The 14,473-nt window shown below is 36.5% G+C and carries 15 protein-coding genes and 1 other RNA gene; 4 read left to right on the top strand and 12 right to left on the bottom strand.

All coding sequences use genetic code 11. The features are described 5' to 3' along the window. Together EHW90_RS03845 and EHW90_RS03840 are read right to left on the bottom strand one after the other, a co-directional pair. Entirely contained in the window at positions 1–2,367 is a 2,367-nt protein-coding gene (locus EHW90_RS03845) for a homocysteine S-methyltransferase family protein (protein ID WP_124951363.1), read from the bottom strand. Then, positions 2,360–3,043: a vitamin B12 dependent-methionine synthase activation domain-containing protein gene (locus tag EHW90_RS03840; protein ID WP_124951361.1), complete on the bottom strand. Its 684-nt coding sequence runs from the start codon at positions 3,041–3,043 to the stop codon at positions 2,360–2,362. Before EHW90_RS03840 ends, EHW90_RS03845 begins: the two co-directional genes overlap by 8 nt. Positions 3,044–3,285: 242 nt before the next feature. On the opposite strand from EHW90_RS03840, the gene ssrA reads away from it, so the two are divergent. Beyond that, positions 3,286–3,623: a transfer-messenger RNA gene (ssrA, locus tag EHW90_RS03835) on the top strand. Positions 3,624–3,746: 123 nt separating this feature from the next. Next, positions 3,747–4,355: a transcriptional repressor LexA gene (gene lexA, locus EHW90_RS03830; protein WP_060930539.1), complete on the top strand. Its 609-nt coding sequence runs from the start codon at positions 3,747–3,749 to the stop codon at positions 4,353–4,355. Between the two features lie 48 nt (positions 4,356–4,403). Here lexA and rplS read toward each other — a convergent pair whose 3' ends face one another. The 9 genes from rplS to EHW90_RS03785 form a co-directional block, all read right to left on the bottom strand. Then, positions 4,404–4,754, bottom strand: coding sequence for a 50S ribosomal protein L19 (gene rplS / locus EHW90_RS03825; protein ID WP_009445735.1), 351 nt, complete (start codon positions 4,752–4,754; stop codon positions 4,404–4,406). 147 nt (positions 4,755–4,901) lie between these two features. Then, positions 4,902–5,795, bottom strand: coding sequence for an ATP-grasp domain-containing protein (locus tag EHW90_RS03820; RefSeq protein ID WP_124951359.1), 894 nt, complete (start codon positions 5,793–5,795; stop codon positions 4,902–4,904). A 29-nt stretch (positions 5,796–5,824) separates the two neighbouring features. Further along, entirely contained in the window at positions 5,825–6,502 is a 678-nt protein-coding gene (locus EHW90_RS03815; protein WP_124951357.1) for a hypothetical protein, read from the bottom strand. Beyond that, positions 6,465–7,886 carry an AAA family ATPase gene (locus tag EHW90_RS03810; protein WP_124951355.1) on the bottom strand — a complete coding sequence of 474 codons (1,422 nt, stop codon included), beginning with the start codon at positions 7,884–7,886 and terminating at the stop codon, positions 6,465–6,467. The genes EHW90_RS03815 and EHW90_RS03810 overlap by 38 nt, the downstream gene beginning before the upstream one ends. 106 nt (positions 7,887–7,992) lie before the next feature. After that, complete coding sequence (locus EHW90_RS03805) at positions 7,993–8,235, bottom strand: helix-turn-helix domain-containing protein (RefSeq protein ID WP_124951353.1); 243 nt, start codon at positions 8,233–8,235, stop codon at positions 7,993–7,995. Between the two features lie 41 nt (positions 8,236–8,276). Next, on the bottom strand, positions 8,277–9,491 hold the full coding sequence (locus EHW90_RS03800; RefSeq protein WP_124951351.1) for an RtcB family protein: 1,215 nt from the start codon (positions 9,489–9,491) through the stop codon (positions 8,277–8,279). Between the two features lie 443 nt (positions 9,492–9,934). Next, the gene (locus tag EHW90_RS03795; protein ID WP_124951349.1) at positions 9,935–11,155 is read right to left on the bottom strand and encodes an anti-sigma-I factor RsgI family protein; all 1,221 of its coding nucleotides are present in this window, start codon (positions 11,153–11,155) and stop codon (positions 9,935–9,937) included. Then, positions 11,152–11,925, bottom strand: coding sequence for a sigma factor (locus tag EHW90_RS03790; RefSeq protein ID WP_243113905.1), 774 nt, complete (start codon positions 11,923–11,925; stop codon positions 11,152–11,154). The genes EHW90_RS03795 and EHW90_RS03790 overlap by 4 nt, the downstream gene beginning before the upstream one ends. Before the next feature lie 147 nt (positions 11,926–12,072). Next, a complete protein-coding gene (locus EHW90_RS03785; protein WP_124951347.1) occupies positions 12,073–12,525 on the bottom strand; it encodes a hypothetical protein in 453 nt (150 codons plus the stop codon). A gap of 275 nt (positions 12,526–12,800) precedes the next feature. Here EHW90_RS03785 and EHW90_RS03780 point away from each other — a divergent pair, with 275 nt between their 5' ends. Continuing rightward, positions 12,801–13,199, top strand: coding sequence for a DUF4234 domain-containing protein (locus EHW90_RS03780; RefSeq protein WP_124951345.1), 399 nt, complete (start codon positions 12,801–12,803; stop codon positions 13,197–13,199). A gap of 9 nt (positions 13,200–13,208) precedes the next feature. Continuing rightward, the gene (locus EHW90_RS03775; RefSeq protein ID WP_124951343.1) at positions 13,209–13,598 is read left to right on the top strand and encodes a DUF2752 domain-containing protein; all 390 of its coding nucleotides are present in this window, start codon (positions 13,209–13,211) and stop codon (positions 13,596–13,598) included. A gap of 23 nt (positions 13,599–13,621) precedes the next feature. Here the strand turns inward: EHW90_RS03775 and nudC are convergent, their stop codons facing one another. Beyond that, the gene (gene nudC, locus EHW90_RS03770; protein WP_124951341.1) at positions 13,622–14,467 is read right to left on the bottom strand and encodes an NAD(+) diphosphatase; all 846 of its coding nucleotides are present in this window, start codon (positions 14,465–14,467) and stop codon (positions 13,622–13,624) included. Positions 14,468–14,473: the final 6 nt, after the last annotated feature.

The following is a 14,473-nucleotide window of genomic DNA, read 5'->3' as shown; positions in this document are numbered from 1 at the left end:
TCATCCTAAAACTGTCTTTGCTATGTCAACCGAACTTCTGGCATCAGGTGCATAGAAATCCGCTCCCATCTCATCCGCATATTCTTTTGTAAGCACCGCACCGCCTACCCAAACTTTACAGTCATCAGACACCTTTCTGATTTCTTCAATAGTCTTTTTCATTGCAGGCAATGTGGTAGTCATAAGTGCTGAAAGTCCTACAAGCTTTACATTTTCTCTGACTACGGTATCCACCACATTTTTGATATCAACATCTCTTCCGAGGTCAATCATTCTGTAGCCGTAGTTTTCCAAAATTACCTTTACTATATTCTTTCCGATATCGTGGATATCACCCTTCACTGTACATACCACAATCTTACCCTTGCTGACATTGTGCTCGCCCTTGTTTGCTATTCTTTCTTTAATAAGCTCAAATGCCGAGCTTGCCGCATTGGCTGCATTGATAAGCTGTGGCAGGAATATTACCTGCTTTTCATATAAATCTCCTACAGTATCAAGTGCCGGTATCAGGTATTCGTTTATTATTTCAAGCTCTCCGTGGTCTTCCAAAAGCTTCTTTGCGTTATTGTAAGTCTCTTCCTTAAGTCCCTTCAATATGGCATCTTCCACCATCTCTTTTGTAACTTCTCCGTTATTTGAGACTGTTACCACCTTTGTCTCGGTTTTTACGGTAGCAAATCTTTCAATATACTTTACCGAGTCCTTATCCTCTCCTGAAAGCACCTTATATGAGTATATTGCATTCATAATGCCTTCAATATTCGGGTTCACTATAGGCAAATCAAGACCTGCATACATTGCCTGTATAAGGAAATTTTCCGTAATATGGCTTCTTGCAGGCAAACCGAAGGATATATTGCTGACTCCGAGAGTCGTGTGCAGTCCGAGGTCATTTGTCACCATTCTTACCGCCTCAAGAGTCTCTCTTGCCTGATCCTGCTGTGCCGAAACTGTAAGTGTAAGACAGTCAATAATTACATCTTCTTTTTTCAGACCGTATTCAAGCGCCCTGTCTAAGATATGCTTTGCATTGTCGACTCTTTCCTGTGCGGTAGTAGGAAGTCCGTTCTCATTCAACGCCAAGCCTATCACCGCCGCACCGTATTTCTTTACAATAGGCAATATGAGGTCAAGTCTGTCATCCTCGGCATTTACCGAGTTTACTATTGCTCTACCGTTATATACACGAAGTCCTGCTTCAATTGCCTCAGGATTTGATGAGTCTATCTGCAGCGGAATATTGACAACCGACTGTACCGCTTTTACAGCCTCTCTCATAAGTGCCACTTCATCACCGCCCGGTACACCCACATTTATATCAAGTATATCGGCACCTGATTCCTCTTCCTCTATGGCCACCTTACAGATATACTCCATCTCATGGTTTAAAAGCGCTTCCTGAAATCTTTTTTTACCTGTAGGATTTAATCTTTCTCCTACAACTCTTACCCCGTTCAGCTCCACCATCTCATTTGCCGAGCATATACCTGTCTTTACCTTAACGCTTTTACCCTCTTTGGCCTCTGTAGCATCAAGCTCTGACTTAAGCTCCTTTATAAAATCAGGCGCCGTACCGCAGCATCCTCCTGCATATGATATACCAAAACTTTTATACTCCGCCATAAGCTTTGCAAAATCGGCTGCATGAAGGTCATATTCTCCTGTAGAAGGATTCGGAAGTCCGGCATTAGGCTTTATTATAATAGGCAATGTCGTCCATTCCTTAAGCTTTCTTGCAAGTGGCAATATCTCCTTAGGCCCAAGTGAACAGTTAAATCCTATCGCATCCACTCCAAGTCCCTCAAGTGTCACCGCCATTGACTCTATCTTTGTTCCGGTAAATGTCCTTCCTGTGGTCTCATATGTCATAGTTACCCAAACAGGAAGTTTGGTATTTTCCTTTGCTGCAAGCACACCTGCCCTTACATCATAGAGATCTGTAAAGGTCTCATATACAATAATATCGGCGCCGTACTTTTCACCTGCAACCACCATCTCCTTATATATATCGTAGGCATCTTCAAATCTAAGTACTCCAAGCGGCTCCAAAAGTTCTCCTATAGGACCTATATCAAGTGCCACTTTTACATCTCTTTTACTTTCTGCAACCGCTTCCTTTGCAGACTGAATTGCATTCTTTATAGCTGTATCCACATCTATCTTACAACCTTCAAGCTTATGCGCATTTGCTCCGAAGGTATTGGCATAGATTATATTACTTCCTGCTTCTATATATTTTAAATGTATATTTTTAACTATATCGGGATTATCAAATCCGAAAACCTCAGGATGTTCTCCCGCCTTCATACCGGCAGCCTGAAGCATCGTACCCATTGCCCCATCAAGTATCAATAAATTATGCATAACATCTAACTCCTATCTTTCTATACCTGCATGATTTTAAAAGATTGCATCCTGCACAGGTCTTTTTAAGTGTCTCCAGTTTTTGGTCACTGACTCCGATTATGGCTGTAACCGACTTTCTCGGTAACATTATTCCGCTGTCACTGACATTTACTCCTATTCTTCTGGTAGCGTTGACAACATCCACAAACTGTTTCTGTATTGTAATAGGCAGATCACCATAACCCGGTGAAAATCTGAATGTCAAATAATTGTTTTCTTTCAGATATTGCTCTCTGAAGCTTGCTTCTATACTGTCACATACAGCCTCTATAAGTGTTGAGCCGCATGAATCCATAATCAGTGCATTGGCCACATTCTTAAGCTCTTCTTTTCTTATGGCATTGTCAACCCCTATTCCGATAGTTGCCGCCATCAAAATCAGCTTATGACAATCTTTTATATGTTTTTTTATACTGTTTCCGACAAAAAAATCCAGCTCTTTCGGAAACTTTCCATTTTCTTCCAAATCCCATTCTCTGAATACAAAGTTCGGCTTTGCAACGGCATTTATTTTCTCCATACACTCAAGTACCTGTGCGTGCAGATTTTCATCTATATCTTTACCGTTGTGCTGAAGATACCTAAGTACCTCAGACTCGTCCTCCTTTGTAAGTTTTACATCTATATTGAACATATCTCTTCTTTCTATAACACTTTATGCCTGATACTTAAGTTTATAAAGGTGAGCACTCCTACCCTATTCGGAAAGTATCATGCCCTTTATAGTAAAATAATTTATGATAAAAGTAAAGATTAGTGTTATATGTATATTTTATAACCTGTTATCAAAAACACTATATGTAAGAAATTTTTAAGTGGAATTTATCCTGATATATGTTAAAATATATCGGTAGGCGAGGTGTCTACTTTCACTTTGGGGATGTACCGGTTTCGACAGGGAACATGCAGCTGGTGAAGCTATTCGTATGCAATGCGTTAAATGGCAAAATTAAATATAAACGCTGAAGAAAATTTAGCATACGCTGCCTAAGGCAGCTGCAGACCTATAAGCACTCACACTTATAGAATCTGTATCGACTTATGTGAGAAACCTTATATACAAAGCTTTGAGTATATAGATGTATTATGAAGCTACTCTTTTCTACAGTTTGTTGTTTGACTGTTTTTAGGGGGAATTTCGACAAGCAACTATAATAGTAGAAGAACAGGGAATTGTTTTTTGGACACGGGTTCAACTCCCGTCATCTCCACTTAAAAGTCTTGAGTTTTCAAGGCTTTTTTTATTTGGCAAATCAGCATTTTCGAACTTTTGTTTGCATTTTAATCGAACATATGTTAGGATAGATGTATAACTATACCCATATAAAGGAGATTTTATGGAGCCATTAACACAAAAACAGGAAGAAATTTATAATATTATCAAGGATTCCATCCTGAAAAAGGGCTATCCGCCGTCTGTTCGTGAAATCGGTGAACTTGTAGGACTTAAGTCCACATCTTCAGTACATGCTCAGCTCAATACCCTTGAGAAAAAGGGTTATATCAGAAAGGACCCGTCAAAACCCAGAACCATAGAGATAACCGACGATGACTTCAACCTCACACGCAGAGAGGTGGTCAATGTTCCTATGGTGGGCACGGTAGCTGCAGGTATGCCACTGCTTGCTACAGAGAATATTTCAGACTACTTCCCTATTCCCACAGAATTTCTGCCAAACACTGACATTTTCATGTTGAAGGTCAAGGGAGAATCTATGATAAATGTCGGTATCTATGACGGAGACCAGATAATAGTGGCTAAGCAAAACACTGCTAAAAACGGTGATATCATAGTTGCTCTTATTGATGATTCAGCCACTGTAAAGAGATTTTTTAAAGAAAGCAATTACTACAGATTACAACCTGAGAATGATTTTATGGAACCTATTTTGGTAAAGGAGGTCACTATCCTTGGAAAAGTTATCGGTTTATTCAGATTTATGTAAAAAACGGCTGCTACATATGTAGCAGCCGTTAAAAATATTAAGTTCAGATTATCTTGCGCCTGCTTCTTTAACCTTAGCAGCCTTACCGACTCTGTCACGAAGATAATATAATTTAGCTCTTCTAACTTTACCTTTTCTTACAACTTCTACTCTGTCAACAGATGGAGAATGTAATGGCCATGTCTTCTCAACACCGATACCGTTTGAGTTCTTTCTTACTGTGAAAGTCTCTCTTGCACCGCCGTTTTGTCTCTTGAGAACTGTTCCCTCAAATATCTGGATTCTCTCTCTGTTACCCTCGCGGATCTTGTTGTGTACTCTTACTGTATCACCTACATTAAAGTCATCAACATTTGCCTTAAGCTGTTCTGCCTCAATACTTCTTATTAAATCGTTCATGTGAAACCTCCTATTATTTTGATGTTCTTAAAATTTCTTCCAGAGGACCATCGCCTTATTCACAACCACAATATTGTAGCATATGTGCTCTTACAAAGCAAGATATTATATATCAAAATATTTTATAGTATTATATATCAAAATATTTTATAGTTTATCACTCTCCTGTATTACCTGAAACCCCCTATAAAATTCATATGCACCGATTTGCTGTAATCCCGACACCTGTCCGTCTCCCATTTCCATTATTATAAGACTGCCGTCGGTTTTCCTTGCCAAATCAATGGTCATAAAATCACTCTCTATCTTACTTGCTACTGATTCAATCCAAGTATACTCATCTTCAGATATATTTACTGCTTTATCCTTATTCCAATAATTATCAGCAATCAATATCTTACCCTTGAAAATAAATATTCTGTATTCTTCTGAAATCGGCATACCGCTGTCTTTGTGATTTCCTATACATTTAAGGCTTTCAAACTTACGAAGTACAACTCCACCCTCAAGGCTCTCACCCTGACGGGTAATAAAATTTCTGATAACTCGAGATGCCTCCTCTTTATCCTTAATATCTTTTATAAAACAGGCATCGTACCACTCATGCTTTCTGCTTTTTACATAATCTTTTACAATGAATGCTCCTTCAAGATTTTCTGTAAGTTTTAAGGCATCATCTATATCCTTTGACTCGTTCCACACACTGAACGGAGTAAGACCTTCAAAATCTTTATACCACCCCGGTAAAAGATGATATTTTGCATACTCCTTCGGAGAATTTATCAGCTGTATTCCTCTTTCAAGCAGAAGATTATAAAAGTTTTCATACATATGCGGTGACATCATCCAACCTCTGTATATTGTAGTCCCCTTAATATCTTCACCACAAAGTGACAGTTTTCCTCTTTCCAAATCTTCATAACTGAATAATGCACACGCATGATTTAAGCCCGCAGCCTGATATTCTTCAAAATAATCCTCATCCACTTTCTTTTTATCTAAAGGATGACTACAAAAAATAAAGTTTACATTCTCTTCCATGAAATATTATTCTCCTTAGTACGTAAATATCATTTAAATATTAAATGCATATTAGAATGCCTATGAAGTGAATTCATATCCTTTTCTATAAATTTCCAAGTGTTTTTATAAGTACCCATAACCGCAAGATTGGAATCAGAGATAAATTCAATAAATGCTTCAACTTCTCCCTCATACTTTTCTGCAAAGTCATCTGAAAGTATTTCTTTCTCATCATCTGTAAAGTCTTTCAATTCATTATATAATACATGCTCAAGGTTACAGGAATTGAAGTAAATCCTGTAACTGATATCTTTAACTTTTCCTGTAGAATACAACTTTGAAAGGATTTCAGACTTATGTATATTTCTCTTTTCTACTTCTGAAATATTTACAGCCTCAATATGATCCTCATAATATTGTATATTCTTTACTTCACTTTTCTTTATACAGTCTTTTGTAAATACACCGTCTGTATCTGCTATATGAATTATGCTGACAAAATCACTTAGACGATATCCGTACCTACTTCTGATTTCTTCTACTTTATCTCCTATTTTTATCAGCACATTATCTCTTGTAGTATCATAGTCTGATGTAATATCACCATGAACCACTGCAAATTGAACTTCCTTAGATGAAAAATATTCTTTTAAAATGCCTCCCATTGCACTTTCATCACTGGGACCTTCAACTATTACCATAACAACCTTTTTTTCTCTCTTCATTTAAAAGTTTCCCTGCTTTTCTGAATGCTCTGGATATCTTTAAGCTGTCTGTTTCTTCATAAATCAACTCTTCCTGGCCGCCAAGAGTTATACTTCTTATATACATACTTCTAAGGTTATTTGAATCCTTAACATTTTTCATATGAATATATCTGTTATCAGGATTGACGGTCGAAAACATAATACTTTCTTTATCAAGCATCTCAAGAGCACGAAGATTATGAGATGTAAAAATCAACTGACCCTTGGCACTCTTTGAAAAAATATCCAATAACTCACCTAACAGATACTCAAATATTCCGGCATCCAACTCATCTATAACAAGGCATATTGAAGAATTGCTAAATGCCTGTATAAGAGCATTTAAAATTGAAATTATTTTGATAATACCGTCTGATTCCATCCTTATTGGAATAGGTTTCTTATCTCCTCTTACAGACATAAGCTCAACTTTCCATCCCTCTTCACCTGAGTCTAAAGCCTGCTTACCATAGTCTTTAATATCTATTATCATTCCCGGAATTATTGTATAAAGGACTGTATTGATTTGATCCACAATCTCCCCAAGAAGCTCCTTTCGTTCGCCATCCAACACAAAAGGCTCCATCAAAGGTACTGCAAAATCTCCTTTCATTCCGACTTTTTCTTTATCAACACGAAAAGACATCGGTAACAAAACATTAGTCGAAATCATGCCTGAGTGTGAATTATCAATTACAAATAAATCTCTAACCGCAAATCTAAATAATGACTCTAATACAAATTTATAATTTTTGAATTTATCTGATTTATTATTTAAAAAAATATCTCTACTGCTTTCTCCAAATATATATGAGCAATTACTCTTTTCAGCCATTTTCTTTGCTACAATGAGGTCTGTTTTTATATCCTTATTCTTTCCAATCAATTCCTCCAGTCTTCTCTGCGGCTTAAAAATAGCTTCATTTTCATTTCTCTTATAGTCCATAAAGATATTTTTATTTGTTCTGCTTCCGTCACAATTTATTGCACAATTTATATATTCTCTATCAATAAATACTCCTTCTTCACTCTTCGCAAAAATTATATTGTATCCGACTTCATATAAAGTATTTTCACTGAATATATTAAACTCTGCATTTACCTCGGCGCTTTCTGAATCCGTATCAATATAATCAGCTATTTTAGTGTCTAATTCCTCGCCAATCATAATTTGTTGAAGGAATGAAAACGTATCAACAATTGCGGTCTTTCCCGAACCGTTTTGTCCATAGATACCAAGTATTTCCGCATCGCCACAATCCAAACTTCTATTGTTTTCATGTGGCATGATTATTGTACCGTTTTTTACATTCTTAATATTTTTTATTGTTAAAGATGACAATCTAACAATATCCTTCCACATAAAACCACCTCCATATAGATTATATAGTAACATATTTAGAAAATTATCTCAATATAATTCTATTTAAGGTATTTTTTATTCTTTTTAGCTATTTTATTTTTAATATTTAAGCACTTATTTTCGTCTCTACTATAATAATCTCCTCCATAGATACCTTAAATACCGCCGACAGTACTATAAGATTATCTATTGTAGGCAGTGCCGTTCCGTGCTGCCATTTGTAAATAGCCTGCGGGGTTGCAAAACCGAAGATATTTTGCAAATCTCTTACACTAAGTCCCGACTCTTCTCTAAGTTTTATAATATTTTTTCCTGTTGCTACCAAATCAATGGTAGGAAATACAATCATCTCTTTTCCTTTCCGCCTCAAGCCTGGGAAAAGAGAATTCCTCAGTTTGAAGCTTTAAAATTATAAATAGGTTTCATTACCTCCATGATATCAACTGAATCCTTTATAACATCTATGATATCCTCAAGTCTTTTATATGCCATCGGAGCCTCATCCAATGTATCTTCATTTATAGAAGTGGAATAAACTCCCTTCATCGTCTCTTTATACTCATCTAAACTTAAATTATTTTTTGCGGCGGTTCTTGACATAAGTCTTCCTGCACCGTGAGGTGCGGAGTAGTTCCAATCAGGATTGCCCTTACCCACTGCCAGAACACTTCCGTCTCTCATGTTTATCGGAATCAAGACCTTTTCACCGCTATGTGCGGCAATAGCGCCTTTTCGTAAGATCATTTCACCTACATCAATATAGTTGTGTATAGTATGAAATGACTCAAGACTCTTCATTCCTGTTCTTCTTAGTATGATATCCGCCATCAACTCTCGATTTCTCTTTGCAAAGTTTTGACAAATCTCCACATCTTTTAAATAATCATCCAGATATTTTCCTGAAACATAACATAAATCATCAGGCATGCTTGTTTCCGACTCATATACATGCCAATGAAGATCCTTTAGAGCGGTCTGTATTTCACTTTTTCTGCCCTGCTCCTTATAAGTTCTTATTATCTCATCTCTTTTTTCAAGATAAGTATCATACCCTCTATCTAAGTTTGCCGCCAATCTCTGATAATACTGTGCAACCTGCTTTCCGAGATTTCTTGAGCCTGAATGTATTATTAAGTATTTACATCCGTCACTTGCCTCATCAATCTCTATGAAATGATTTCCGCCGCCAAGTGTGCCAAGTGAACGCTCAAGCCTTCTTGAGTCCCTCAAATATCTGAAGCAGTTTAACTTTGTTAAATCAAAGTGCTCCTGTCTGCCGTCCCATACATTCATTCCTGACGGTATATAATGAGCGGCTTCATCTACCTTCTCAAAATCTATTTCCACATTTCCAAGCTTTACCGTGTACATTCCGCATCCAATATCTACTCCGACTATATTTGGAACCGCCTTATCCTTTATAGTCATTGTAGTTCCTATAGTGCATCCCTTTCCGGCATGAACATCCGGCATTATACGAATTTTTGATTCTTCTGTTATTACATAATCGCACATTCTTCTTATCTGCTCTATTGCCTCATCCTCTACAACCTTTGCATAGCATATAGCTGTATTTACTCTACCTTTTATCTCAATTCTATCCATATCTTCTCCTTTACATCAAAAAAACCGCCTACCCATTTAGAGTAAGCGGTCTCAAAAACATTTATCTAATATTAGCATAGTGTCTACCTATGCCTATAATTATACAAACAATTTTCTCGTACTTGACCTATCTCCAATGAGTGCACTAAAACAGAGCCCTTCCTAGACGGCATACTAAGGAGCGCGTAATCACGGCGTTCAATATTTAAATAGTCAAAACGATTCATTGTTCTCATGTCTTTTCCTTTCCGGGCACATGCCCAAATCACTTGTTCATAGAATAACATACTAAAAGTTATTTGTCATTAAAAACCGCCACCCATAAAGAGTAAGCGGCTTTTACTTTTTATTACTTACAAAAGAATAACATAGAAAAATTCTGATGTCATTCTACTTGTAGTATACATATATAAAATGATAACATACATGAAGTCGGGTCTGTATTAACGATTTCTTACGTCTCCTTGATTTCCTCCTTCATTTTTCATTCCGTTATCCTTAGTATTATTATTTTTCTGTGGTAAGTTTTCCTGTTCTTTTCTCGATTCATCATAAGATTTTATATTGTTTCTTTCTGTATCTTGTTCACTTATGTTATTATTTTCCACAGTCTTATCAGCATTTGTCTCAATCTGCGTATTTGGTGTTTCCTCAACTGTTTGTAAACTGTCTCGGTTTTTAGAAGGTTCTTTTACCGCCTTTGATTCCTTCTCATCACTCGGTTTTTCGGTCTGCACTCCGGTATTTTCATCCTCAATGTTGCTGTTTTTTGTAGGCTGTTCAATCTGTTTTTCACCGTTTTGTTCTTCTTTCAAAGCTGTGGTGCTTTGCTCAACAGATTTTGACTCTACTTTACTGTCGGAGGTATCATTTTGAGTATTTTTCTTTCCCTGTCCTGAAGATTCCAAAAGTTGTGACACCGTGTAATCCTTATATATGGCAATATCTGAAGCCTGCAGCACATAATCCTTATTTTCATTATATTGATTATCTCCAACATTTTCAGATTTATTCTTAATATATTGAATCTGTTTATACTCTCCTGTAGAAATTCCAAGGCTGCTTGCTCTTTTATGTTCTTTTAAATCTGATTCTGTAAGTACAAGATTTAATTCGCCTTTTGTCAGCTCTGTACCAAACACCGACAAAGCTTCTTTTTTTAATGCATCTGTACGTGCTGAGTTATTTGCAGAAATATCAATCAGTACATCTTCGCTTGAACCGCTCTTAAAATAGTTCTTTTGTGTCAGCAGCTGCTTTGTCTCTTTTAGAGCCTCTTTTAAGGTTGTTTTTCTTACAGATAACAGTTCATCTGCAATTTCCTGTCCGTCATTGTTTAGCCCTTTAACCGCTACCACCTTATCCTGTCTGTTTAATGTATACTCTATTGACGGATTTATATCCAATGATACATATGAGCATGCCAGTACATTATTATATGAATACGTTCCGGCTACTCCTGCAACAATCAGGAAAAGTGCCGCCGCACTTCCAACCATATTTCGCCTTAATGATCCTATCGAAACCACTTTTCCATGATTTTCAGCTTTAAAGTCAAATGAATCTCCGACCTTAAAGTTTCCCTTTTTTACCTTTCTGATTACCCCGTCCTCACAAAGAACAGCGGCCCATTTTTCTTTGATTTCCAATACTACTGCTTTCATAGCTCTGATTCTAATGCCTTTCTGATATAATTCATATATTCTTTTAACAGAGGATAATCTCCGTTCATAATTTCTGCCGCTGCAATAATATATTTTCTATGCCTTTCCAAAATCTTTACGGAAATACTCTTATCTGATGAGATATCCTTAACAGGTAGCGTTTTTGAGGTTTGCATTTTTTTGAATAAAGAGGAATTTTTCAAAATTATTGCAACCGCCTTTGCGCAGGCTATCTTTGTTTTCTCCGCCTTCGGTGAACACTCCGTCAAGTCATAAAAAGAAAACCCGTAGCCTGAGAGTAATTTTTGAACAGCCGCAATCTCATCCTGCATAGGGGTTGAACCGGGATTCTCCACGCCTATACCTTCAGTCTTTGAGATTTCCGCAGATCTTTGTCGTATTTCTATTTGTAGTGCACTGACTTCTTCTTCATTTTCTATCTCTCCGTCCATAGAGGCCGGTTCGACTGACAATTCTTTTTGAAATCGTGCCTGTGAGATGGAATAGTCTGTTAACCTTCTTTTAATCACCAAAAAAGCAAACCCTTTGAAGCTTCCTTTGGATTCTTCATAGGATTTCACAGCTTCACAAAGGGCAATCATAGCCACAGAGTATTCATCGTCATTTTCTGTTATAAAACGTTTTGTTGCTCTAAAAGCACTAAGTAAAATAAATTTCTTGTGCTTTTTGATAAAATCATTCATATAATTTTCATCTGTCTGTGCTCTTAACACATCTTCAGAAATTTGTTCAGTTCCAAATATAAACACGTAAGATCTCCCGATTGGTATAAATATCAATCACATCCTGTGCAATACTATACTCAAAATTTCGTTACAGTATCTGCACAGGTATGATATTTATATTGTATAAAATATTACTTTAAATTTATTTAGTCGTCAACGTATGAAAAAGTATTAGTTACTTAATACATCGGCGTCATCAACTGTTACACCCATAGGCAAGGTTGGCTTAGGATTTCCTTCCTTCGTTGCCTCTTCGTCAGACTTTCTCGGAAGTACAGGCTTTTCATCTGAGTTGTTGTCTGCTGTATCAAAGCTCTGTCCGGACATTTCATTATCTCCTGCCTTAAATCCCTGTCCGGCTATACCGTTATTTGCTGTTCCTATTTCAGAGTTATAATCTGTAGAAAAATCATTTCTGTCAAAACCGTTATCATTCATCATTCCCTTATCAAAAACTCCGTCTGTTTGATTTGAAAAGTTCTGACCTGCAAAGTACTGGTTCTGTGCGCCCGTTCCAAAAGCATTCCTATTTACATTTCCCTGTGATGCCAATGCTGCTATTCCTGTGGCTGTAGTAATTGCAAATGCTGTCATACCTGCTACAAAAAGTTTTCTCTTAATCATATTGTTCTCCTTTCGGGCTTTGCCCATCCAATTATATTTCTATCGGTTTTTTTGTTCTGCGTTTATCACCGATAATATAATATTCGGGTTAAAGTTCAAAAAAAGTGGGGGAATACAAAAAAATATTTTCAAATTCATATTTTTATTATTTACATTGTCATTTATAAAACTTTACAATTATATTTACACTATTTACTATACCTGTATTTTCTGTTATACTGCATCGGCATTGTAATAGGTATGAATTTTTTGTACCATATCTTGAAAGGAGTATTATGATATTAGAAAAAAAGAATATAGTGGCATGTATTATTTTAACTTTTGTTACCTGTGGTATTTACGGTATCTACTGGCTTTATTGCATGATTAGCGATATCAATACCATATCGGGAGATTCTGACAGTATGTCTCCTATAGTTGTTATTCTTCTGAGTATTGTTACCTGTGGAATATACTCTGTATATTGGTTTTATAAGGCAGGTACATTATTAGATCAAAAGGCAATAGAATTTGGTAGAATATCTGAAAATCGTTCCAGTTTGTATTTGTCACTTATTATAATGGGATATTTTATACCTCTTCTGATTATGGTTGTATACATACTATTACAAAACAGTATCAATGTTATTGCCGATGAACAGAATTATACCATAATTGATAAGCCTACACTATAACATAAATATATGAAAAACAGACTGATACGAACAATAAAAAATACCATTGCGATTCTTTGCCTTGGTATTTTTTTATATATACTCTATAATTTTCATATAAGAATACCATGTGCTTTCAAAACGCTTACACATCTTGACTGCCCAAGCTGCGGTGTCAGCAGAATGTGCGTCGCACTCTCACATGGCGACATAAAATCGGCATTTTATTATAATCAGATACTTATCTTTCTGACACCGGTCATTGTACTGTATTATATCTTCTATCAGATAAGATATATAAAAACAGGGCAAAGAAGGATAAGTCCTATTGAAAATAATATAATGATTGTACTTATAGTGATTTTAATAATATACGGCATTATAAGGAATCTGCCGTTTTATCCATACAGACTGCCATAAAAAAGTCGGGTTTCCCCGACTTTTTATATTTCACCGTCTCTAAATTTTTGTATAAGTTCATGTCCGACACTGATATGAAAAGGAAGTACGGGAACATCCTCTCTCTCAAACCATCTTGCCTCAGAGAGTTCTTCTTCCTGTATTGTAATCTTATCATCGCCGTCCAAGTCCGCAATAAAGGCAAGCATAAGAGAATCTGAAAATGACCAAGGCTGTGACTTATAACTTTGTATATTCTTCACCTTAAGCCCCACTTCTTCCATAACCTCTCTTCTTACAGCATCTTCAAGGCTCTCTCCCACCTCGACAAAGCCTGCTACAAGCGCATAAAACTTATATGTACCCTTTACATTCTTTGTCAGAAGCAGTCTGTTTCCATCCCTTATAGCCACTATAATTGCAGGAGATATCTTAGGATATTCTATATTCTTACACTTCGGGCAAATCAACGCTCTTTCGGTATTTGACTTCTCTGTAACCGTTCCGCAGTATCCGCAGTATTTCCTGCTCTTCATCCATCTGTAGACCTGCGATGCACTGATGGCTGCAAATGCCTGATACTGTGGTGAAAATTCACGAAATACCTGCATTCCTTCCATATAGAAACCGCCGAACTCAGGTACCTGTATATCATCAACCAGATAAAATTCCTCATCGTCTACAGCGTTTACATAATAAGACTTTTCATATATATTCTCATCGTCATCTTCTAAATCCTCAAACCTCGGAAGTCTTATCTCTCCTGTCACTACATCCTTTATAAGCATTACTTTATTGTATTCAAAATGTAAAACAAATGATTTTTTATTTGTAGCCTTCTTATTCCTGAACTCAGGATAAAAGACCTTAGGGTATATCTCCTGTATCATAATTTC

It is taken from the genome of Lachnoanaerobaculum orale, from assembly GCF_003862485.1.
Lineage (GTDB): Bacteria > Bacillota > Clostridia > Lachnospirales > Lachnospiraceae > Lachnoanaerobaculum > Lachnoanaerobaculum orale.
The sequence above is the reverse complement of the archived record's forward strand: the minus strand, read 5'-3'. Positions and strand labels throughout refer to the sequence as shown.